This window comes from Maribacter corallii, assembly GCF_047345415.1.
GTDB lineage: Bacteria > Bacteroidota > Bacteroidia > Flavobacteriales > Flavobacteriaceae > Maribacter_C.
In genome coordinates, this window is sequence record NZ_JBLFEP010000003.1 from 891,250 (window position 1) to 911,440 (window position 20,191).

17 protein-coding genes are annotated in these 20,191 nt (G+C 44.2%); 11 read left to right on the top strand and 6 right to left on the bottom strand.

Annotated features, from left to right (window positions below):
- Positions 1 to 4: 4 nt before the first annotated feature.
- Positions 5 to 1,852, top strand: coding sequence for a cytochrome-c peroxidase (locus ACKWCA_RS13905; RefSeq protein WP_413978816.1), 1,848 nt, complete (start codon positions 5 to 7; stop codon positions 1,850 to 1,852).
- A gap of 75 nt (positions 1,853 to 1,927) precedes the next feature.
- Here the strand turns inward: ACKWCA_RS13905 and ACKWCA_RS13910 are convergent, their stop codons facing one another.
- Positions 1,928 to 3,064 (bottom strand): Gfo/Idh/MocA family protein, encoded by a 1,137-nt coding sequence (locus ACKWCA_RS13910; RefSeq protein WP_413978817.1) that lies wholly within the window; start codon positions 3,062 to 3,064, stop codon positions 1,928 to 1,930.
- A gap of 179 nt (positions 3,065 to 3,243) precedes the next feature.
- On the opposite strand from ACKWCA_RS13910, the gene ACKWCA_RS13915 reads away from it, so the two are divergent.
- The 8 genes from ACKWCA_RS13915 to ACKWCA_RS13950 all read left to right on the top strand — a co-directional run bounded on the left by ACKWCA_RS13915 (position 3,244) and on the right by ACKWCA_RS13950 (position 12,238).
- Positions 3,244 to 4,734: a S10 family peptidase gene (locus tag ACKWCA_RS13915; protein ID WP_413978818.1), complete on the top strand. Its 1,491-nt coding sequence runs from the start codon at positions 3,244 to 3,246 to the stop codon at positions 4,732 to 4,734.
- A 137-nt stretch (positions 4,735 to 4,871) separates the two neighbouring features.
- The gene (locus ACKWCA_RS13920; RefSeq protein WP_413978819.1) at positions 4,872 to 5,153 is read left to right on the top strand and encodes a hypothetical protein; all 282 of its coding nucleotides are present in this window, start codon (positions 4,872 to 4,874) and stop codon (positions 5,151 to 5,153) included.
- Positions 5,154 to 5,279: 126 nt separating this feature from the next.
- Entirely contained in the window at positions 5,280 to 6,200 is a 921-nt protein-coding gene (locus ACKWCA_RS13925) for a carbon-nitrogen hydrolase family protein (protein ID WP_413978820.1), read from the top strand.
- A 12-nt stretch (positions 6,201 to 6,212) separates the two neighbouring features.
- Complete coding sequence (locus ACKWCA_RS13930; RefSeq protein WP_413978821.1) at positions 6,213 to 6,677, top strand: hypothetical protein; 465 nt, start codon at positions 6,213 to 6,215, stop codon at positions 6,675 to 6,677.
- A 143-nt stretch (positions 6,678 to 6,820) separates the two neighbouring features.
- Complete coding sequence (locus tag ACKWCA_RS13935) at positions 6,821 to 7,510, top strand: SGNH/GDSL hydrolase family protein (RefSeq protein WP_413978822.1); 690 nt, start codon at positions 6,821 to 6,823, stop codon at positions 7,508 to 7,510.
- Positions 7,507 to 8,634 (top strand): Gfo/Idh/MocA family protein, encoded by a 1,128-nt coding sequence (locus tag ACKWCA_RS13940; protein WP_413978823.1) that lies wholly within the window; start codon positions 7,507 to 7,509, stop codon positions 8,632 to 8,634. Before ACKWCA_RS13935 ends, ACKWCA_RS13940 begins: the two co-directional genes overlap by 4 nt.
- A 55-nt stretch (positions 8,635 to 8,689) precedes the next feature.
- A complete protein-coding gene (locus tag ACKWCA_RS13945) occupies positions 8,690 to 10,384 on the top strand; it encodes a phytoene desaturase family protein (protein WP_413978824.1) in 1,695 nt (564 codons plus the stop codon).
- Positions 10,385 to 10,477: 93 nt separating this feature from the next.
- Entirely contained in the window at positions 10,478 to 12,238 is a 1,761-nt protein-coding gene (locus ACKWCA_RS13950) for a CocE/NonD family hydrolase (protein WP_413978825.1), read from the top strand.
- Position 12,239: 1 nt separating this feature from the next.
- Here the strand turns inward: ACKWCA_RS13950 and ACKWCA_RS13955 are convergent, their stop codons facing one another.
- Positions 12,240 to 13,073 carry a fumarylacetoacetate hydrolase family protein gene (locus ACKWCA_RS13955; RefSeq protein ID WP_413978826.1) on the bottom strand — a complete coding sequence of 278 codons (834 nt, stop codon included), beginning with the start codon at positions 13,071 to 13,073 and terminating at the stop codon, positions 12,240 to 12,242.
- Between the two features lie 11 nt (positions 13,074 to 13,084).
- Positions 13,085 to 14,671, bottom strand: coding sequence for a sulfatase family protein (locus tag ACKWCA_RS13960; RefSeq protein ID WP_413978827.1), 1,587 nt, complete (start codon positions 14,669 to 14,671; stop codon positions 13,085 to 13,087).
- A 158-nt stretch (positions 14,672 to 14,829) separates the two neighbouring features.
- Between ACKWCA_RS13960 and ACKWCA_RS13965 the strand changes: the two genes are divergently transcribed.
- On the top strand, positions 14,830 to 15,537 hold the full coding sequence (locus tag ACKWCA_RS13965) for a Bax inhibitor-1/YccA family protein (RefSeq protein WP_413978828.1): 708 nt from the start codon (positions 14,830 to 14,832) through the stop codon (positions 15,535 to 15,537).
- Positions 15,538 to 15,631: 94 nt separating this feature from the next.
- Positions 15,632 to 16,066 (top strand): YybH family protein, encoded by a 435-nt coding sequence (locus tag ACKWCA_RS13970; RefSeq protein ID WP_413978829.1) that lies wholly within the window; start codon positions 15,632 to 15,634, stop codon positions 16,064 to 16,066.
- Between the two features lie 43 nt (positions 16,067 to 16,109).
- Here the strand turns inward: ACKWCA_RS13970 and ACKWCA_RS13975 are convergent, their stop codons facing one another.
- The 3 genes from ACKWCA_RS13975 to ACKWCA_RS13985 all read right to left on the bottom strand — a co-directional run bounded on the left by ACKWCA_RS13975 (position 16,110) and on the right by ACKWCA_RS13985 (position 20,179).
- Entirely contained in the window at positions 16,110 to 17,363 is a 1,254-nt protein-coding gene (locus ACKWCA_RS13975; protein ID WP_413978906.1) for an NAD(P)/FAD-dependent oxidoreductase, read from the bottom strand.
- Between the two features lie 85 nt (positions 17,364 to 17,448).
- On the bottom strand, positions 17,449 to 18,456 hold the full coding sequence (locus ACKWCA_RS13980; protein WP_413978830.1) for a 4-hydroxyproline epimerase: 1,008 nt from the start codon (positions 18,454 to 18,456) through the stop codon (positions 17,449 to 17,451).
- Positions 18,446 to 20,179: a DUF885 domain-containing protein gene (locus ACKWCA_RS13985; RefSeq protein ID WP_413978831.1), complete on the bottom strand. Its 1,734-nt coding sequence runs from the start codon at positions 20,177 to 20,179 to the stop codon at positions 18,446 to 18,448. The genes ACKWCA_RS13980 and ACKWCA_RS13985 overlap by 11 nt, the downstream gene beginning before the upstream one ends.
- Between the last annotated feature and the right edge of the window lie 12 nt (positions 20,180 to 20,191).

Consider the following 20,191-nt stretch of genomic DNA (forward strand, 5'->3'; position numbering starts at 1 on the left):
CGCAATGATAAATATTAGTTATAATTTACAAAGTAACAGAGGGGTCTATATGCTTATAGGCCTCTTTGTATTGTGTATGTCTTGCAAACAAGCAGATAGGGAAATAGCCGCACTTCAAACCTCTTCCTTGGGAGAACGTATATCCTTGAAGTACCATGCCGATCTGTACGAGTGTAAAATCTATTTGGACAGTCTTTTGTTGACCACAGAACATGATGATTTGGAGCGGTACTACCAGCTATCACGGAGCTACTTCAAACGATTGGAGCCTATCATGGCTTTTTATGACGCCGAGAACTATAAATTTCTGAATGCACCGAACATCTTAAAAGTAGAAGAAGAGGATGCCACCAGTATAAAAATTGCAGCACCCAAGAGTTTTCAAGTGCTCGAAGAGTCAATATTTGTTGAACATCCAGATTTTGACGCTATACACAAAGCGGCAGATTTGATTCGAAGCCGGTTGGCATTATTAGAACAAAACAGCGATTTTTCGCATGCAAAACACTATCATATCGTTTGGATGCTTCGCGATGCCATTATGCGGGTGTCACAAACAGGTATTACGGGATTCGATTCCCCCGTTCTCGAACAGTCCCAATTAGAAGGGGTGTTCGTCTATCAAAGTATCAAAGAACTTCTTGAATCGGTTCATACCGAGTTTGAAGACGAAGCACTCTACCAAAAATGGATGGAGGAAATCGACAGCACCATCAGCAGTCTGCAGCAGGCAGACTTTGAGAGCTTCGATCGATATGCCTTTATCAAAGAGCATACCCATCCACAAATGCAGTTGTGCAATGATTTGGTGTCGGACTGGAATATCGATTTTCCGTTTACCATGGCCATCGAGAACAATGCAACTTCCCTATTCTCAGAAAACACCTTCAACATCCATTATTTCAGTGACTATAGAAATAGGGACATTTCCCAAGACCGTATCGAACTAGGCAAAGACCTGTTCAATGATGCCAATCTTTCCAAAAGCAAAGCGATAAGCTGCGCGACATGTCACATTGAATCCAAGGCCTTTACAGATGGGTTCGCCAAATCAAAAGGACAATCCCGAAATAGCCCCACCTTGGCCTATGTCTCGCTTCAACAGGCCTATTTTTATGACAATCGAGCAGGAAGCCTGGAAGGTCAAATCGTTTCCGTTGTCAATAGCGATACCGAGTTTCATACCGATTTGAATACCCTGATGAGTGCTGTCAATAAAAATAAAGCCTACAGGCGAAGATTCGACAGTCTTTACAACGGTAAGGCGAACGATTATAACATACGAAACGCAATTGCGAGTTACATTCGGAGTTTAAACAAGTTCAATTCAAAATTCGACAACAACATCAATGGAGTGGAAAACTCATTGACACAAAACGAGATCAACGGATTTAACTTATTTATGGGCAAGGCAAAGTGTGCCACCTGCCATTTTGCTCCGGTCTTCAATGGTACAGTGCCTACTCGATACAAGGATACCGAATTAGAACTTTTGGGCGTACCTGAGCATAATGATACGATTAACGCAAGCGTAGATCCTGACTTAGGACGATTTTACATGTACGAAACGGAAGAACGGAAGTTCTTCTTCAAGACCCCAACCGTTCGGAACATTGCGTTGACAGCCCCTTATATGCACAATGGAGTATACGAAACCTTAGAGGAGGTCGTCGACTTTTACAATCGAGGTGGTGGAGCAGGAATCGGAATCGATTTGGAATATCAAACACTTCCGCCGGATCCACTTGAGCTCACTGAGGAGGAGCAAGGGGATTTGGTACTATTTTTAAAAACCTTAACCGATACAACACCCGAAGAAAAAATCGAAAGTAAGGTGGCCGTTTTGCCCTGATCATTCTGTTTTGCTTCGAAAGCCCTTTTCCCGTTCACTGACGGAAGAGGGTTTTTTCTATACCCAAAGACGTATTTACGAAACGATTCCCATGGTTCCTAAATCAAGGGGAATCGTTTTTCCGCCTTCCTTGATCGAACGATAAATCGCTTCTACGATAATCATATCACGTTTGCCCATTTCTCCTGGGGCAAAATTGGTACTTCCCGTTTTGATATGCTTGGCAAAATCATCCATCTGCAGCATTTGTTGGCTTTTATGGGGAAATGAGATCTCTTTTCCATCCGATGTTCGACCTTTCAAGGGGCCATAATTATGACAAGGATTTAATTCGGCCCAACCCCGTTCAAAACTGCAGAAAAGGCGATTTGCATTGGCATTGTGACTAGTGAACATATGCCCCACTACCCCATTCGGAAACTCCATCTGCGCCGTAATGCTCTCATCAGTATCCTTAAAATAGTCAGGTCGCGTGCTAAATTCCTGAGCAGAAACCGATATCGGATTCATTCCTGTGCCATAAATATTACTCTGTATGGAATATACCCCCATATTCATCAAGGCACCACCTCCGGAAAGCGCGTAATTCAAACGCCATTGACCCGGATTCCCCCGTGATATGTACCCTGCATCCGACGAGACATACTGTATACTTCCATAAACCTTGTCTTTGACCAAACGCTTGATCTCATTCGTATAAGGGTCCGATTGCATACGGTAACCTACACTCAACTTTACGCCAGCTTCCTCACAGGCCTCAATAATGGCATCACATTCTGCCACACTTACCGCCATGGGTTTTTCGCAAATGACATGTTTTCCAGCCTTTGCGGCACGGATACAGAATTCAGCATGCATACTATTCGGTAAAACAACATAGACGATATCTATGGCATCGTTGGTAGCAATCGTATCGAAATTTTCATAATTGTACACGTTCTCCTTGGGAATATTGTATTGTTTCATCCACTGGGAGGCTTTCGAAGGAGTTCCCGTAACAATACCGGCCAAGTAACAATGTTCGGCATCGACCAGACCAGGAGCTAATTGACCTGAACTATAACTGCCTAATCCTACAAGGGCGATCCCCAATTTTTTATCGGATTGTTCGGCTCCCATTCCACAGGCTAAGGGCATTCCTGACAACAAAGCCGTCCCGGCCATCCCCTGCGTCAATTTTTTATTAAAAGTTCTTCTGCTGATTTTCGACATGATCTCGTTTTTTAAATTTCCTTTTTAAAACTACGGATTTTTTGATCGAAATGGGGTACCGCTATCCCGTAAGAACGAATAAATAGTTGTTCTTGAAAGAATGTCATTTCCATCGTATTCCAAGGTTGTTTCCAAATTTCCTTTTCCCTACTTTTAGAGGGACTAATTTAAAAGCTACAATGAGAAAATCAACAGTATTAGGGTTGCTGTGCATCGGTCTGATGCACTGCGCCCTTGCCCAAGAAAGAAAACTACCGATTGATACAACGGTAACCACTCAGCACAATGTAACCATCAACGGCACGGCCATTAACTATACGGCTACAGTCGGGACCCAACCCGTATGGGATGAAATGGGCAAACCCATTGCCTCATTGCATTACACGTATTATACCCGAAACAATGTTAAGGACAGGGCTTCAAGACCCTTATTGATTTCCTTTAATGGTGGACCCGGTTCAGGTTCCGTTTGGATGCACTTGGCCTATACCGGGCCGCGTGTATTAAAAATAGATGATGAAGGTTACCCGGTACAGCCCTATGGCGTTAAGCAAAACCCCTATTCGGTTTTAGATGTTACCGATATTGTTTATGTGAATCCTGCGAACACGGGGTATAGTCGTACCATTCCTGAAACGGGCAAAGAGGTCGACCGCGACAAGTTCTTCGGTATCAATGCCGATATCAAGTATCTGGCCGAATGGCTCAATACCTTCGTCACGCGTAACAACCGCTGGCGTTCACCAAAGTATATTGTGGGTGAAAGCTATGGGGGCACTCGCGTCATGGGGCTCTCCTTGGCCTTACAAAATCAGCAGTGGATGTATTTGAATGGTGTAATCATGGTTTCGCCTGCGGATTATAAGATCATCCGAACTGGTGGGCCCGTATCTGATGGCATTAAGTTGCCTTATTTTACTGCGGCGGCTTGGCATCATAAGGCCTTACCACCTGCCCTTCAGAACAAAGACCTACTGGAAATATTACCGGAATCCGAAGAATATGCGGTCAACACGGTTGTGCCGGCCCTGGCTAAAGGTGGATTCATCACCGATGCGGAAAGGGAAACAGTTGCCGAGAAAATGGCCTACTACTCCGGACTATCTAAAAAAGAAATCCTCGATTTGAATTTAGTAGTTCCCACCCGGTACTTTTGGAAAAACCTGTTGAAAGATAAGGGAGGGTACACCATCGGTCGTTTAGACAGTCGGTATTTGGGAATAGATAAGGAATTATCTGGTACTTCTCCCGATTACAATGCGGAGATAACTTCGTGGTTACACAGTTTTACACCGGCTATCAATTATTACTTGCAGGAAGAGCTTAAATTCAAGACCGATATCAAGTACAATATGTTCGGCCCGGTTCGGCCCTGGAACAATGAGAAGGACAATACACGCGACGACCTACGTCAGGCCATGGCCCAGAATCCGTATTTGAATGTGTTGGTGCAATCCGGTTATTATGACGGGGCTACCACCTATTTTAATGCCAAGTACACGATGTGGCAGGTAGATCCCAGTGGTCGAATGAAAGATCGTTTTGATTTTAAAGGATATCGATCAGGCCATATGATGTATTTACGTCGGGAAGACCTCCAAAATGCCAATGATGATATTCGCGATTTCATCAAACGGACCATGGCCAATGGGAAAAGCGCTAAGTATTAAAGATGGAGTAGAAACTGAACTCTTTAATTGCCCTGAACCACCAATTTAAGCGGTTCAGGGCAAATTTAATATCTAAAACAACGTAATGCCTGTAACAAAAACCAAAACTTGACTACCCATATTACAAAGACTGAATTATGGGATTTGGATTTGGTGCAACAAGCGTTATGCGAGAGAATAGAGCACTGCTGAAGAAAAGGAAATTCAAAGACATCAAAGAACTTCTCCTAGAGACTTCCGGAAAAACGGAAGTAGATTTCAAACAAACATCGGCAACAGAGTTGGCCCAGATCAAATCTGAGATACGTAGAAAAGCACATCGCAAAGCGCAGAGGGAAATTGTGATTTACGGGCTATGCGCTATCATTCTGTTAGTGCCCTTCGGTTTTTTGTTCATTTATCTTTTCTTTATCGATTGAGTGATTTCCCTAAACAGAAACCAATGGGCAATATTTTGTTTCAACTACCACTCCCCTTAAATGGCATATCATGCCTAGTAAAAAGTAGCTAAAAACAAGTATCTTAGAACGCTACTAAAAAATACTATGAAAGTCAAAGTTGCCGTCATTCAAGAATCTCCTGTATTTTTTGACAAATCAGGAACTTTGGATAAAATCGAAGGGCTCATAGCAACCTATAGCGCTCAAGGTTGTGAGCTTCTGGTTTTTCCCGAATCTTTTATTCCCGGTTATCCCAGAGGGTTTTCTTTCGGAGCTACGATCGGTAGCCGAACCGAAGAAGGTCGAAAGCTCTATGCCGAATTTGCGGACAACAGCCTCGATTTGGAAAGTGAGGATTTAAAACGTCTTGAGAAACTTGCGAAACGTCACAATACGTATTTGGTTATTGGCGTCACCGAAAGTCAAAACACCAGCGGAACCCTGTATTGTTCCATGCTCTATATTTCACCGACCAAGGGCCTCCTAGGCGTTCATCGAAAGATCAAGCCTACGGGAACCGAGCGTTTGGTATGGGGGGAAGCCGCAGGCGAATCATTGGGCACTTTCCAGACCAAAATCGGAAAACTCGGCGGACTCATTTGTTGGGAAAACTACATGCCCCTAGCGCGCATGAGTATGTATCAAAAAGGCGTTGAAATCTATATCGCGCCCACGGCAGACTCCAGAGAGGAATGGACGTCGACCATGAAGCATATTGCCCTAGAAGGTAGATGCTATGTTTTGGGCTGTAATCAATACTATACCAAATCAATGTATCCTGCAAAATACCAGCATCTGGTGGAAAACGAACCGGAAAATTGTTGCCCAGGCGGCAGTATCATCGTTTCGCCCTTGGGCAAAGTAATCGAAGGTCCCTTATGGAATGAAGCGGGCGTTTTAATCGCTGAACTTGATTTGGACGCGGTACAACAAAGTAAGCTCGACTTTGACGTTATCGGACATTATGCGCGCGAGGATATTTTTGAATTAAAAATCAAGGGACAACCAGAAATCAAAAAAGAGTAAACACCGTCCATCATGCAACCAAAAACTTTTCTTCGAACTCTTTCCGTAATTCATTCCGCCTTATGTGCGGGATTGTTGCTATTCACTGCACTGGCCTACTGGCAGAACAGCGGCTTCAAGGTAGCTGCAACATCTGGAGACATTTTTGTATATATTGTCCCTACAGTGGCGATGCTAGGTTATTTTGGTAGCAAGTTCATACATCAAAAGCTTATTGGAAACCTGCCTAAAGAGGAAAAACTGCCTCACAAGCTAGCGCGCTATCAAGCCGCCTCGCTCATTAAATACGCCTTGATCGAAGGACCGGCGCTAATCGCACTGTTTGCCTACTTTCAAAGTGGCACCGCCCTATATTTGGTAATCGCACTGGCGCTATTGATGTATCTATATGCACAGCGCCCCACACAAAAACGGTTACTTCAGGAAATACCTTTAAACTTTGAAGAGAAAAAACTATTTGATACCTTCAGGTCTTGAGCAAGTTAATGCTTAATGAGCCAACAAGGAATCTGAAAGAAAATTAGACAAGCAGACTACTGCCGAAAGGGTAAACACGCATCCAAGCAATTTGCCTGAAGGCAGGCAGGTATGAATCTCGATTATCAAGTAAAAAACGAAAAATGAAAAAATTCAAAATCTTTATGTTCGCTACCCTCCTATCTACCTTTGCCGCAAACTACGGATTTGCCCAAGATTGGCCCAACCTCGCAGAATTTCAAGAGGCGAATGCGGCGCTTGAAGCACCCAAACAGGGTGAAGACCGAGTGGTTTTCATGGGCAATTCCATCACAATCGGCTGGATCAACTCCCGTCCCGAATTCTTTGAGGGTAAGCCATGGGTCAATAGAGGCATCAGTGGACAGACGACACCTCAAATGCTGGTGCGCTTTCGTCAAGATGTTATTGATTTACACCCTAAAGTAGTGGTGCTGTTAGCCGGAACAAATGATATTGCGGGTAACACCGGCCCTTCTACAATACCCATGATCATGGATAACATCAAGGGAATGGCTGAAATGGCCCATGCCAATGGTATCAAAGTGATTCTCTCTTCTACCCTACCTGCGTACGACTATCCGTGGAGAACCGGTCTTGAACCGGCACCGAAGATCATTGAGCTGAACAAGATGATCAAGACCTATTGTGAGGAAAAAGGACATACCTACCTCGACTATTTCAGTGCCATGGTCGATGACCGAAACGGACTGCCAAAAAAGTATGCGGAAGATGAAGTACACCCGACCGTAGCAGGCTATAAAGTCATGGAACCCCTCGTGGAGGCTGCCATTGCAAAATCATTGAACAAATGAAAATTTCCGTCTGTATCCTCCTATTGATCTTACCCGTTTTCGTAGGGAAGGCACAGGAATCCGAACCTCAAAAAAAACCTTTAAAAATCGGAGTGGTCGGAATGACACATGGCCACGTACATCAAATTCTTCGACGCGGAAAGACTGGAGGAGATATTGAAATCGTTGGTTTTGCAGAGCCAAACCGTGACTTGGCCGAGCGATTGACCAAACAATACGGGTATTCATCCGAGTTGGTCTATCCCTCTTTAGAGGCGATGGTGCAAGCCACGAATCCTGAAGCAGTTTCCGCTTTTAACAGCACCTATGAACATTTGGAAACCGTAAAATATTGTGCCCCAAAGGGAATCCATATTATGGTGGAAAAACCGCTGGCTGTAAACTGGATCCATGCCAAAGAGATGATTTCCCTGGCGCAGAAACACCAGATAGAGCTTCTTACGAATTATGAAACTTCGTGGTACGGCAGTAATGCCAAGGCCTATGCGCTCGTACATACTGATCAAAAAATCGGCCCGATAAAGCGGGTGGTCTTTCATACCGGACACCCAGGGCCCATCGAAATCGGTTGCAATGTAGAGTTTTTAGACTGGCTCACCGATCCCGTTCGTAATGGTGGTGGGGCATTGACCGATTTTGGATGCTATGGCGCCAATCTGACAACCTGGTTGATGAAAGGTCAGGTGCCAGAATCGATTACATGTATTACACAACAACTGAAACCGAATAAATATCCTAATGTAGATGATGATGCCACAATTATTTTAAACTATCCTCAGGCCGAGGTCATCATTCAAGCCTCATGGAACTGGCCGCACAATGTCAAGGATATGGAGGTCTATGGATCTACGGGGTACGTCTTTTGTAAAGACGGTACAAAAATGGACGTCATGGAGCATGAAAAAGAGGGGCCGAAGACGATAGAAGCTGATCCCCTGCCTGCGGAGGCAGCTGGGCCTTTCACGCTTTTAAAACGAATCGTTCATGAAAACCACACCCTCGCACCCTTTGATGTGACCACTTTGGAAAACAATCGGATCGTGATGCAGATTTTAGATGCCGCACGTCAGTCGGCCGAGCAAAACCGAACAATTTTTTGGAATGAGCTCTATTCCTCCGAATAAGTATAGGTAGCACTTCCTTTATTCTCTTTATCTTCGATATCGAAAAAAGAACCCAATGCCCAAACAGACAACCTCATCCGACTACGATACCATTATCATTGGCTCCGGTGCTGGCGGGTTGGCGGCGGCTATTTGTCTATCAAGAGCTGGACAAAAGGTATTGGTTCTAGAACAACACGATGTTCCAGGAGGTTGGTGCCATAGTTTTTATCTGAACGGACACCGTTTTACGCCTGGTGTACACTATGTGGGTCTATGTGGTGAAGGAGAGGCGACCAATGACCTTTATAGGGGCTTGGGTATCGCCAATGATCTTGTTTTCTTTCGAATGAATCCGGATGCTTATGAGCATGTTCACATCGGGGAACATCGTTTTGACATTCCAGCTAACCCTGAGGAGTTTGCCGCACGGTTGGGCGAACGCTTTCCGAAAGAGGCCAAGCGCATCAAAAAATATCTGGGACTTATCCGAAAGATCAGTGAACAGTTGTATTCACTCCCCTACTTCAAAGGTTTTTGGCAAAAACTGACCATACCCTATAAAACAAGGCATTTCGGCAAGTACGGACTTTTCAGCCTGCGACGGGTCATTAATTGGCACATCAAAGATCCTTTGGTAAAAAATATCTTGAACATACAGTGTGGAGATCATGGCGTACAACCCAGAAAAGCAGCGTTCATTTTACATGCGGCACTGATGTTTCATTATTTTTATGGAGGGTACTATCCTATGGGTGGCGGCGGAGCACTGATCAAGGCCATGACCAATGCGATAAAAAGACACGATGGGGATATCTGGACAAGTCAGGGTGTTCGAAAAATACTCATCGCGGGTGAAGAACATAAAAAGGCAGTCGGAGTAGAATTGGAGAATGGAGAACAATTATATGCCAAGCGTATCATTTCAAATGCCGATGTCGGTATCACTTATAACCAATTGATCGGTAGAGAGCAGCTGAGCCAAAAACTTCAAAAGAAGCTGGAAAAAACAATTTACTCCTGTACCTCCTTGATGCTTTTTTTGACGGTAGACATGGACGTTCGCCAAGCAGGAATGGATTCCGGGAATATCTGGATGATGCCCGACAAAGATCAAGATAACTACTACGATGAGGCCATGAATTCCGACTTACAATCGGATGCCCCTTTTGAGGGAATGTTCATCAGTTGTACTACCTTAAAAGACCCGATCAGCTTCGATGGCAAACATCATACACTAGAAGTAATCACCTTTATCGACTATAAATGCTTTGAAAAGTATACAGATGAAGATGCGCAACGTTCTTCAGAATATATAGCCTTTAAAGACCATCTGACAAAAAAGATGCTCGGGGGCTTGGAAAAGGCGGTACCCGGAATCGGAAATCACATCGTACATCAAGAACTGGGTACGCCCATCACCAATGAATACTATATCAATACTACAGAGGGTAATGTTTATGGTACTGAAAAAAGTTTGAAGCATATTGGCCCGTTCGCTTTTAAGGCAAAAAGTGAAATCGAAAATCTATACCTGTGCGGGGCAAGTATACTATCGCACGGTGTTGCGGGGGCCAGCCACTCGGGAGTTGCGACGGCCGCTGAAATCCTAGGATGTCACCCCGATGAACTGAAAGCCCCACAAGACGGTCAAGAACTACGCATTTATGAAGCTGAGGATGCCACGAACTACCCAGATTGGATGTTGAAAAAAATAGAAGTAAAAAAAGCGCGGTTAGCGTCAAAAGAAGGTACTGCGACAGCGCGCTAATATCCTTTTACGGAAAATCGATTTTATCTATTCCAATTACTTCTGTATTTGCCACATCGAACTGAAATTGGAGTCTCTATAAAAAATCCAATCATGAAATCCGTTCTCTACACCGTGTTCTTCTTTCTAGTGGGTTGCAACACCTTCAGCTCTAAAGGTGATTCATCACCAGCTAAAACACCGGAAGAGCCCTATTTGATTGAAGATGTCCTCATCAAAACAAGGGATGGTGCGAAAATTTCCGCTATCGTCGTTCGGAATACGAACATCGTGACCCCAAAACCGGTGGTGTTACAAAGTACCATTTACGTTCGTGACAACGGTCGTGACCTCCAAAGCTTAAAGGAATCTGTGGATGAAGGCTATATTGGGGTAATGGCCTATACAAGAGGGAAACGGTATAGTACCGAAGAAATTTGGCCCTACGAGTATGATGCGAACGACACTTACGATGTTATTGATTGGATAAGCAAACAAAACTGGTGTGACGGTAGAATAGGAATGTTCGGGGGCAGTTACAACGGATTCACCCAATGGGCCGCTACAAAAACGCTTCATCCTGCACTGAAGACTATTGTTCCCTACGTGGCGAATAGACCTGGTATGGGACTACCCATGGAGAATAATGTTTTTATCAACCCCAATTACGAATGGGCATTTTACGTTGGAAACAATCGTTATTTGGATACCATTGCCGGCAATGACAGACAGCGCTCCAGAGACCTACAGTTTAAATGGTGGGAAAGCGGTACGGCTTACAAAACAATGGACAGCATCGATAAAAGACCTAATAAGTGGTTTCAAAAATGGATAAGTCACCCTTCGTTCGATAGATATTGGCAAACAATGGCCCCTTATCAGAAGGAATTTTCCCAAATCGATATCCCCGTACTATCCATTGACGGGTATTACAATGATTCGCAAAACTCCGGTTTGTACTACTTGCGTGAACATTATAAATATAATCCAAAGGCCGAACATTATTTGATTATTGGCCCTTACAGTCATTTTGGCGCGCAAAGGGGCGGGTTTCCTGAAGTGAACGGGTATAAAGTAGACCCTAACGCCTTGATAGATACCAAGGAAATTACCTATCAGTGGTTTGACTACATCTTTAACAACGGCAAAAAGCCCAAAATTCTAAAAGACAGAATCAACTATCAGGTGATGGGTACGGACGAATGGAGAAGTGCTGCAACCCTTGACGGACTTCATAACGAATCGCTGAAATTGTATCTCAGCAAAGAACCGGTTGAGGATATTTACCTCCTACACCCTCAAAAACCATTGAAACCTACATTTCATTATCAGGAAGTCGATTTCAGTGACAGGGCCATTTGGAACAACGACTATTATCCAGCCCCTATTGAACGTGACTACAGAGATATGCGAAATGGGTTCAACTTTATCAGTGAACCTTTGACCGAATCGATAATCGTCAACGGTTCTTTTTTAGGTGAACTTCAGGTCAGTATCAATAAAAAGGACTTTGACTATGGTGTCACGCTTTACGAAGTACTACCCGACGATACGTATTTCAGTCTCTCCTATATTGTTGGAAGGGCCAGTTATGCAAAGGATATTACCAAGCGTTCCTTGTTACGACCTAACGAGAAAGAGACGCTGCCTTTCACAAATACCCATTTGGTCAGCAAAAAAGTACATCAAGGCAGTCGTCTTATGGTGTACGTCAATGTGAATAAAAATCCCTTTTCGGAGTTGAACTATGGTACGGGAAAATTGGTGAGCGAGGAGACGATCAAAGATGCGAAAACCCCATTAACGGTGAAGTGGCACACTGACAGTTTTGTGGAAATCCCCATTTGGAGGGATACTATCCCTAAAAAACAATAGATTACCCTCCAACCACATTGGTAAGGGTACCGATATGCGCTATGGTAATCCGAGTGGTATCGCCCACCTGCAAGGTAAACTCGTCAGGAGGAATGATGCCCGTTCCTGTCATTAGAAAACACCCCTGCGGAAAATTACACTCCCTAAACAGATAGGCGACCAAATCTTTGTGTTTGCGTTTCATGGTATTGATGGACACCGCACTGGAAAAAACCTCTTGACCATCACGCACAATCTCCAAGGAAATCATGGTATTCTTATCGATGGGTCCTTCAGGTACATAAATGCACGGGCCCAAAGCGGCGCACCCCTCATAGGTCTTGGCTTGCGGAAGGTATAGCGGGTTCTCTCCTTCTATGCTTCGGGAGCTCATATCATTACCAATGGTATAGCCTTCTATGGTACCCTCTGAACTGATCAATAACGTCAATTCAGGTTCAGGAACATCCCATCCCGAATCTTTTCGTATGCGCACGGTACCCTTATGCGGAACAGTACGCTGGGCAGTAGCCTTAAAAAAGAGTTCAGGTCGGTCAGCATCATACACTCGGTCATAGAAGGTGCCACCTCCAGCCTTTTTCGATTCTTCCATCCGCGCTTCCTTACTGCGCATATAGGTCACGCCAGAAGCCCATATTTCTTGAGTCCCCATAGGGGTTTTCAAATCATCTAAGAGATTCTTATCCTCACTAAATGATAGGCCGTTGAGTTCCTCTAATAGGGCCTTGTGCAGATTGACCCGGTTTAGAAAAAGGTCCCAGTCATCCACTTTTTTTAAATGAAAGTGATTTTGATGTTCGATTACCGCGCCAGAAGCGGTTTTATAAATTTTCATGATTTTCCGTATTATCGAAATTCTTTGGTCAACATATCCTGCATTACTTCTGACCCTTCATCCAAGTCATTATACCTTTTTCGCTCCTCAAGTAGCTGTCGCTTCATCTCTTCTATGATAGCGGTATAGCTTTTATCCGAAATAGCATTGTACAATTCTTTCGGGTCTTGCTGTAAGTCGAAAAACTCCCAGGCAGGTTCGGTGACTTCGGCGTTCGTTCCTTTTTTCCCCAAGGGTTGCCCATAAAAATAAGCTAGCTTGTAACGTTCATTGCGGATGCCAAAATGTGCGGGCCGTTCAGGATGGTGCAACCAATACCGATAATAGAGTTGTTTACGCCAATCGACAGGGGTGCCGCTTTCCAAGTTTTGTCGAAAGCTTCTTCCTTGAATATAATCGGGTTGTTCAATTCCGGCATAGTCCGCCAGCAAGGCGGCGAAATCAATGTTCAAAATGATATCATCGATACGTTGTCCTCCTTTGATTTCCTTTGGGTAGCGTATGACGAAAGGCATGCGCAGCGATTCTTCGTAGATCATACGCTTGTCAAAAAAGCCGTGTTCGCCTAAAAAATAGCCTTGGTCGGCGGTATAGATCACAATTGTATTATCAGCGATACCCTCTTTCTTCAAATAATCAAGGAGCTTTCCGATATTATCGTCAATGGCCGCTCCGGAACGCATAAAGTCCTTCACGAGTTTTTGATAGATTTTCTTTCGTTTTTGAATGGAGTCCAGTCCTTCCAAGGGGTAAGGTAACCCGGGATAGGTCGTCCACCAGTTCTCGGGATCTTTGGTCGCATTGTCCCAACGTTGTCCCAGTTTTTCAAGTTTTTGCCCGATAAAGGTGCGCCCAGTAGTTTCTGGATTAAAATCGAATAGGGATTCCGGTTCGGGAATGCTTACATCGGTATACAGATCCTTGAAGCGTTCCGGGTAATCGAAAGGTTCGTGAGTGGCCTTGAAATTACAGAACATCAAAAAAGGTTCTTCCCGATTGCGCTCTTTTAGATGCGCAATGGTCAAATCGGCAATAACGTCGGTCGAAAAACCTTCATACTCCTTTCCCGCCGAAGCATCGTACCCATCGGCCCAGTTTTCTTTGGTCTTTAAAATCGGATTCCAATAGCGACCTTGTCCCGGTAGCACATTAAAATAATCGAAACCCTCAGGTTCGCCGACCAAATGCCATTTGCCGATGATCGCAGTCTGATACCCATTTTTTGAAAACGTCTTAGCAATATTCGGATGTCCTTTTGGCAAAGGTTCACTTAAGGTATACACTTGATTGACATGACTGTATTGCCCGGTGAGGATGCTTCCGCGACTGGGAGTACAAATACTGTTCGTACAAAAGGCATTATTCAAAACGGTACCTTCGGCGGCCAATCGCTCGATGTTCTTATTCTGCACATAGGGTGCCAGTACACCTCCGTATATTCCCCAAGCCTGAGAGGTATGGTCATCGGAAAGAATAAAAAGAATGTTAGGTCTTTCATTGCGCTCCGGCATCTGCTGCGCGAATGCGTTCGTCGCGATAATTAGGCATATACCACATAGTATCAGTTGTACGGACCTGAGTGCTTTCCTTTTCATCATCGTGGTTTCTCAAAGCAAACAAGATACTAAAGAAATCCCGTAAAAGGCAATTGCGCATTTCCTAAAACGAAAAAATAAGCGCTTCGTCCAAATTTTACAATTTAATAGGATATTTCCGCGTTTTTGTGCCAATGTAAAACCCTAAACTTGATTTAAATATGGAAAATCACCCCGTATCTCAATCCCCAATGGTCAGTCAACTTCATGATGAAGCCAGAGTCACCTTCTACAAAAAGACTTACGCACACCTTGCGGGAGCCGTCCTTTTGTTCATATTGGTAGAAACCTTGTTTTTTCAAATAGACGCCATCGTAAATTTCGCGTTGTCCCTGACTGGTGGATTTAGTTGGTTATTGCTTTTGGGCGGATTTATGTTAGTCACGAACTACGCCGAAAAAATGGCTATTGGCAGCAATAATACCAACATGCACTACGCAGGGTTGATACTCTACGTCGTTGCCGAGGCCTTTATTTTCATACCCCTCATTTTTATCGCTATTATGATTGCCGAAGATGGCGCATTCGATATTCTAAATCAGGCCGCTATTTTGACCCTGTGTTTGTTCACTGGCCTTTCAGCTATTGTTTTCTTGACGAAAAAAGACTTTTCGTTCTTGAAATCGGCTTTGACCCTTGGTGGTTTTATCGCTATTGGCTTGATCGTAGCAGGCACCTTGTTCGGTTTTAATCTCGGTCTATGGTTCAGTGTCGGAATGGTGGTACTGGCCTCCGGTTCCATTCTTTACCAAACATCGAATATGATTCATAAATATCAGGAAAATCAATACGTGGCGGCATCTTTAGGTTTGTTCGCTTCCTTAATGTTATTGTTTTGGTACATTTTGAGCATTCTGTCAAATGACTAAGCCGTAGTATCGCATATAGTTAAAAAGCCCTGATACTGATCAGGGCTTTTTTGGTGATTGGATTTCGTATCTTGAAGTTTCAAAAACCATTTTTATGAAAGTTCTATGTACTGCCTTATTCCTATTTCTAGTGTTCTCTTGTAGCACCACAAAACCCACCGTCAATGAAGACCTAGCGGCCATTCGATCCATTCTTGACCAACAGCAAAAGGCCTGGTCCGCAAATGATATCGAAGGTTTTATGGCCGGTTATTGGAAATCGGATGAACTGACCTATTTCAGTCGTGGCAAGATTACCAAGGGATGGAATACCACCTTGACCAATTACAAACGCAACTATCCTACCGCAAAGGAAACCGGAAACTTACAATTTGAAATTGCCAACATTACGCAAATCAATCCTGATGCGTATTGGGTTATGGGAAGTTACTTCTTGACACGGGATGTCGGAGATGCCAATGGCACGTTCATGATTATCTTTAAACGTATCAACGGTGAATGGAAGATCATAGGTGATTCCTCTTGTTAAGAGAACTACTTTTAGATGAGATAAGGAAACCAAACGAGCTCCTTTAACTGAATCGACGTTCGGGATGAAAGGCTGAGACATCCATCGATGTTTTTTTATCGGCGACAATCTCCGAAACCAATTTTCCCGTGGCCGGTCCTAGGCTCCAGCCCATCATGGCGTGGCCCGTAGCAAAAGTCAAATTCTTTATTTTTCGCGATTTTCCGATATAGGGCAATCCATCTGGTGTTACGGGCCGCATTCCGGCTTGTGCTTCTGCTTTTTCCTCCGCAGTAATCTCCAATTCGGGGTAGAATTTTTGGGCTCCGGCCGCAATAGCTTCAACACGTTCGCGCCGTATATGATCATTGATACCGGAAAACTCCATCGTACCGGCAAAGCGGGTAAACCCTTTCATAGGTGTGACCGCCATGCTCGATTCCATTAAAACGGCTGGCATCGTAATCCCTAGAGGGCGAGCCACATTGATGCGGTATCCTTTCCCTGCTTGTAGAGGCAAATCGATCTTCATTTGTTTTGACAACCTGCCACTCCAAGAACCGGCTGCCAAAATAATCTCATCAGCCCGATAATCACCTTTTGAAGTTGTAATGGTATCGATTGTGCCGCTTTTCAAGGCTAAATCAAGCACTTCTTCATTCGTACGGATATCGACTCCCACATCTTTCAAATGCTGAAGCATTTTGGGCATGATCTCGGTCGGAGTGGTATGTCCATCACATTCATAGTGAATAGCGCCCTGCGCATCTATTTTGATATTCGGTTCTATTTCGGACAATTGTGACTTGTCGAGTTCACGGACTTCCAATCCTAAAAAACTCGCTTTTTGGGCCACTTCCATTTCATGATCATAGGTCTTTTGTGTCTTATAGAACATCAACAGGCCTTTTCGCTCTAGTTGAAAATCACCTAAATCTCCTGATGCCTTAATGCCCTCGAAGAGATCGCGACTTAATAAATTGATATCCTTTATAACTGGAATGGCTTTTTCGACCTTCGCATGGGTAGAAGACTTTTTAAAATACCAAGACCATTTCAAAAAGTCTAGGTCCATTCTGGGCTTCATATAAAAAGGACTTGCCGAATTGAACATCCACTTGAGTCCCTGGGTGATTTTACCGGGCGATGCCATGGGAATGATATGACTTGGCGTCAGGTATCCCGCATTTACGAACGAAGCTCCTGAAGTGATATCCGATTTATCTATTACGGTAACCTGATGTCCGTCTTTTTGAAGGTAATAGGCTGCACTCAACCCTACAATACCCCCACCAATGATTACTATGTTCTTCAAAATAATACTGTTTCAAAGCGAAGTCCGCCAAAGCTAACTCCTTCATTCTAGATACAAAATACCACTTTATTACGACGGCCGCAATGTCTTAAATAACCTGAAACCCATGGGCGTAAGGATCATCATCATCAATGCTAATCGTATTGTGTCCATAAATTTTAGCCCAACCCTGAATACTTGGTACAATGGCCTGTAATTCACCCAAGCTGGTTTCTTCCTCTATTCTACCGATAAACTTCGAACCGATAAAGCTTTCATGTACGAACGCTTGCCCAACTTTTAATTTCCCTTTGGCATGCCATTGCGCCATACGCGCCGAGGTACCCGTTCCGCAGGGAGATCGGTCAATTGCCTTATCTCCATAAAAAACTGCATTTCGAGCCGTTGCTTCTTGAGAAATCGTATCTCCGGTCCATAACATATGGCTTACATCGCGAATAGTGTCATCTTCTGGGTGCACAAACCTATCCGGGTATTTTTTGTTGATCTTTTCTCGAATTTCTTGGCTATACTGTATCAGTTTACTGGCCGTAAAATTTTGGATTCCACTAAAATTTTGTTGAGGGTCGATGATGGCATAGTAATTACCCCCATAGGAAACATCGAACACCAGTTCACCTAGTTCGTCACAATCAATGGTCAAGTCCGCCGCCGCCAAATAGGCCTTTACGTTGGTCAATCGGACCCAATCGACCTTACCCTCGGTTTGTTGATATGCTATTTCCACCAAACCGGCAGGGGTTTCCATGCGAACTTTACCAGGAATCTTTGGGTGTATCAATCCCTCTTCTATACCTATGGTAATAGCCCCGATGGTACCATGACCGCACATGGGCAAGCAACCACTGGTTTCTATAAAAAGGATTCCCAAGTCATTTTCAGGGTTCGCCGGTGGATAAAAGATACTACCGCTCATCATATCATGCCCCCTCGGTTCGAACATTAAACCCTTACGGATCCAATCATAGGCTTGGATGAAATGCTGTCGCTTTTCGCTCATGGATGTGCCCTTTAACTCAGGACCACCCTCTTTCACAACCCGAACGGGATTTCCGCAGGTATGTCCGTCAATACAAGTGAATATGCTACGTGCCATGCTGTGTTCGCTCAATGTAGTTTGTAATTCTGTTTTCCAATATGGATAGCGTTACCGTACCATGGCCCAAAATGACTTCGTGGAACTCACGAATATCGAATCGATCTCCCAATTCGGTTTCCGCTTTTTTTCGAAGTTCCCTAATTTTTAATTCCCCCATTTTGTATGAAAGCGCCTGACCGGGCCAGGAGATATAGCGATCTGTTTCCGTATTGATTTCGTGTAAGGCCAAGGCCGTATTAGACGACATGAAATCGACCACCTGTTGTCGTGTCCATCCTTTGGCATGAATTCCGGTATCAACAACCAAACGACAGGCACGCCACATTTCATAAGTCAACTTGCCAAAATGTTCGTAAGGTGTGGTGTACATGCCCATTTCTTCGGCCAAAAATTCAGTGTATAAGCCCCATCCTTCGCCATAAGCGGATAGGTACATGTCTTTTCGAAATTGAGGGATGCTATCGCCCAACTCCTTGTTCAAAGCTCCTTGTAAATGATGTCCTGGTACCGCTTCATGAACCGTAAGTGATGGTAGGGTATACAAGGTGCGACTAGGCAGGTCATAGGTATTTACCCAGTAATAGCCAGGTTCTGTACTATTCTTATCCGTACCTACATAGCGCCCTCCCGTATATTTTGGGGCGATGGCATCAGGCACCGGTGCTACGCCATAGGGTTTTCGAGGAAGGGTCTTGAAGAACCGAGGCAACTGCTCATCGGCTCTTTTTGCCATATCACGAGCAATCATCAGTAATTGCTTAGGGGTCTTGGCATAAAACCGTTCATCGGTTCTCAGGAAGGTCAAGAAATCCTGAAAGCTACCTTTGAAATTCAATTCCGAAATGATCCGTTCCATCTGTGCCTTTATCCTAGCGACCTCTTTAAGGCCGATTTGATGGATATCATCGGCCGTATAGTCCGTACTTGTGGTATAAAAATCTATTCGATTCTGGTAGTATTCCGCGCCTTTTGGAGTTTCCGATATACCCAAGGAAGTGCGGGTATTGGGCAGGTATTCTTCCTCAAAAAATCGCTTGATCTTCTTGAATTGCGGGACTACCTTGGTTTCAATAGCTGCTTTTGCTGCGCCAAGTATAGAATCACGCCGCTGTTGCCCCAAGCCCTCTGGAAGCTTTTTAAACGGCGAATAGAAATAACTGTCCCGGTAATCGGTTACGATATGGTCGTCATACGTACTTTCATATCCCTTGAAAATTACCCGCGGTTGGGAAACTCCTTTTTCAAGACCTACCCTGATATTTCCCATTTGCTGATCGACAACCGCAGGAATGGCATTCAGCTTCTCCAAGTACCCTAGCACCTGCTCGTAATTGGTCAGTGTGCGTACACTGTAATTTAAGTTCAGATGGAAACCGGAGTCTGATAAAATGGGATTCAGGTACCGCTCAAAAGCGTAAAAGTCAATGATGTCTTGCAATTTAAATCGCAAGAGCTCATGTGAAATCCTATCGTTTTCAGAGAGTTTCGAGACAGCTATAGCATTCAATTGCTCAAGTAGCTTTGATGCGAAGTCCGCCTCCTCTCGATACCGCTCCTCTGTATACAAACCTAAAGGGTGGGCATCTTCATCATAACTTTCAAAATCCTCGAAGGAAGCGATGCTATCGGCCAAGGCGCTTTTTGGATTGTTAGTATTCTCTTCTACACATCCAACCCACAACAGAATGACCACCAAAAAAAGGACACGAGCTAAACTCATTGGCTACTCAAT

Coding starts and splice junctions, on each gene's coding strand:
- ACKWCA_RS13905 (WP_413978816.1), top strand. CDS start 5: ATGATAAATATTAGTTATAATTTACAAAGTAACAGAGGGGTCTATATG.
- ACKWCA_RS13910 (WP_413978817.1), bottom strand. CDS start 3,064: ATGTCGAAAATCAGCAGAAGAACTTTTAATAAAAAATTGACGCAGGGG.
- ACKWCA_RS13915 (WP_413978818.1), top strand. CDS start 3,244: ATGAGAAAATCAACAGTATTAGGGTTGCTGTGCATCGGTCTGATGCAC.
- ACKWCA_RS13920 (WP_413978819.1), top strand. CDS start 4,872: ATGGGATTTGGATTTGGTGCAACAAGCGTTATGCGAGAGAATAGAGCA.
- ACKWCA_RS13925 (WP_413978820.1), top strand. CDS start 5,280: ATGAAAGTCAAAGTTGCCGTCATTCAAGAATCTCCTGTATTTTTTGAC.
- ACKWCA_RS13930 (WP_413978821.1), top strand. CDS start 6,213: ATGCAACCAAAAACTTTTCTTCGAACTCTTTCCGTAATTCATTCCGCC.
- ACKWCA_RS13935 (WP_413978822.1), top strand. CDS start 6,821: ATGAAAAAATTCAAAATCTTTATGTTCGCTACCCTCCTATCTACCTTT.
- ACKWCA_RS13940 (WP_413978823.1), top strand. CDS start 7,507: ATGAAAATTTCCGTCTGTATCCTCCTATTGATCTTACCCGTTTTCGTA.
- ACKWCA_RS13945 (WP_413978824.1), top strand. CDS start 8,690: ATGCCCAAACAGACAACCTCATCCGACTACGATACCATTATCATTGGC.
- ACKWCA_RS13950 (WP_413978825.1), top strand. CDS start 10,478: ATGAAATCCGTTCTCTACACCGTGTTCTTCTTTCTAGTGGGTTGCAAC.
- ACKWCA_RS13955 (WP_413978826.1), bottom strand. CDS start 13,073: ATGAAAATTTATAAAACCGCTTCTGGCGCGGTAATCGAACATCAAAAT.
- ACKWCA_RS13960 (WP_413978827.1), bottom strand. CDS start 14,671: ATGATGAAAAGGAAAGCACTCAGGTCCGTACAACTGATACTATGTGGT.
- ACKWCA_RS13965 (WP_413978828.1), top strand. CDS start 14,830: ATGGAAAATCACCCCGTATCTCAATCCCCAATGGTCAGTCAACTTCAT.
- ACKWCA_RS13970 (WP_413978829.1), top strand. CDS start 15,632: ATGAAAGTTCTATGTACTGCCTTATTCCTATTTCTAGTGTTCTCTTGT.
- ACKWCA_RS13980 (WP_413978830.1), bottom strand. CDS start 18,456: ATGGCACGTAGCATATTCACTTGTATTGACGGACATACCTGCGGAAAT.
- ACKWCA_RS13985 (WP_413978831.1), bottom strand. CDS start 20,179: ATGAGTTTAGCTCGTGTCCTTTTTTTGGTGGTCATTCTGTTGTGGGTT.